This window comes from Pseudonocardia hydrocarbonoxydans (assembly GCF_006539565.1).
GTDB classification, from domain to species: Bacteria; Actinomycetota; Actinomycetes; order Mycobacteriales; family Pseudonocardiaceae; genus Pseudonocardia; species Pseudonocardia hydrocarbonoxydans.
The window spans coordinates 1-2,037 of record NZ_BJNG01000077.1 but is presented as its reverse complement, the minus strand read 5'-3'; the positions used below and the strand labels follow the sequence as shown (position 1 = coordinate 2,037).

The window sequence follows — 2,037 nt, the reverse complement described above, 5'->3', positions numbered from 1 at the left end:
CCCGCGTTCCGCAGCTGATGGGCGGATCTGGACACACGCCGCGGTATTCTCCCAGGTCAGCGAGCGGGAGCAAGTCCGGAAGCGGCGAAAATACTGGACACACGTTCGATCGGTGTTCGAACTGTTGAGCTGCTGGAACTCATGTAACGTCTGGACACGTGCACGTACGAGTGTCGACACGGCGAAACAAGGACGGCGCCGCGGTGCGGTACCTGCAGCTGACCCACAACGAGTGGGACCCGACCACGAAGACCTCGCGGCCCAAGGTGCTGCACAGCTTCGGCCGGGAGGACCAACTCGACCGCGACGCGATCAAGCGCCTGGTCGCGTCGCTGACGAGGCTGCTCGACCCGGCCACCGCTCTGACCGGCTCGCAGGCGCCCGGGGCGGCGGGGCTGGCGTTCACCTCCTCGCGCCCGGTCGGCGGCACCCTGGTCCTCGACGCGTTGTGGCGCCGCCTCGGGATCGACACCGTCATGACCCGGCTGCTCACCGGGCGCAAGCGCGACCCGCGCACCGAGCGGGTGCTGTTCGCGCTGGTGGCGAACCGGGCGCTGGCGCCGGGTTCGAAGCTGGCCGCCGCGGGCTGGGTGAACCGCCGCGCGCACATCGACGGCCTGGCCGAGACCTCCGACGACGCCTGCTACCGGGCGATGGACTGGCTCCTCGACATCGCCCCCGATCTGGAACGGGAGGTGTTCTGGCAGGTCGCGACCCTGCTCGATCACGAGGTCGACCTGCTGTTCTTCGACACCACCTCCACCTACTTCCAGACCGACGAGCCCGACGACCCGCTCGCCCGTGACGTCCGCGGGCGCCCGGTCCCCGACCAGGACCCCGGCGACGGCGACGGCAACGGCGACGGCAACGGCGACGGCGACGGCGACGGCGAGGACACCGGCGGCGGGGTGGGGTTCCGGACTTACGGCAAGTCGAAGGACTCCCGTGACGACCTGCCCCAGGTCGTGATCGGCATGGCCGTCACCCGCGCCGGGATCCCGGTGCGGGTGTGGTGCTGGCCGGGCAACACCACCGACTCGGCGCTGATCCGCCAGGCCCGCGAGGACATGCGGGACTGGACCCTGGCGAGGGTGATGTGGGTCGCGGACCGCGGGTTCTCCTCGACGCAGAACCGCAGGGAGCTGCGCCGCGGCGGCGGGCACTACATCATCGGAGAGAAGCTCCGCTCCGGTTCCGCGGAGGCCACCGCGGCGCTGTCCCGCCAGGGCCGCTACAGCCATGTCCGGGACAACCTGCAGGTCAAAGAGGTCAAGATCGCCGCTGATGAGCGGTTCGTGATCTGCTTCAACCCTGAGCAGGCCGAACGGGACGCCGCGCTGCGCGAGGTCATGGTCGGCAAGCTCATCGCGCTCATCGCCGACACCGACCGGCTCACGGTGACCAAGCGGGCCGAGCTGCGCGGGCGCATCTCGACCATGCCCGGGCTCAACCGGTTCCTGCGCGTCACCCCGAAGGGCCTGCTCCGCGTCGACCGCAAGAAGATCGCCGGCGAGGTGAACCTGGACGGGAAGTACCTGCTGCGCTGCTCGGACCCGCACCTGTCCGCGGAGGACATCGCGCTGGGCTACAAGCAGCTGTTGCAGGTCGAACGCGGCTGGCGCGACATGAAGACCACCCTGGAACTGCGCCCGGTCTATCACCGCCTCGAAGAACGCATCCGTGCCCACGTCATCCTCTGCTGGCTCGCGCTGCTCCTGGTCCGCATCGTCGAGACCACCACCGGTGCTACCTGGAACCGCGTCCGCGAGGACCTCCAAGACCTGCACGTCGGCACCTTCACCGGCCCCGCCGGCACGTTCCGCCAACGCACCGAGCTGACCACCGCCCAGCGCGACATCCTCGCCAAGCTCGACATCAACGCACCCAAGAAGATCATCGAACTCGGGCCCGCCACAACGCTCTGACCAGCACGAACCTCACCGCCTGGACACACGCCCGTCCGGGCGGCCTTCGGCGTTCTCGCAGGTCAACCCCCAGATTCCGTGTCCAGCACCGACATCAGCTGCGGAACCCGGG

At 69.4% G+C, this 2,037-nt stretch carries 1 protein-coding gene; it reads left to right on the top strand.

What is annotated here, in order from left to right:
• Positions 1 to 158: 158 nt before the first annotated feature.
• Positions 159 to 1,925: an IS1634 family transposase gene (locus PHY01_RS26025; RefSeq protein WP_141282913.1), complete on the top strand. Its 1,767-nt coding sequence runs from the start codon at positions 159 to 161 to the stop codon at positions 1,923 to 1,925.
• Positions 1,926 to 2,037 lie beyond the last annotated feature (112 nt).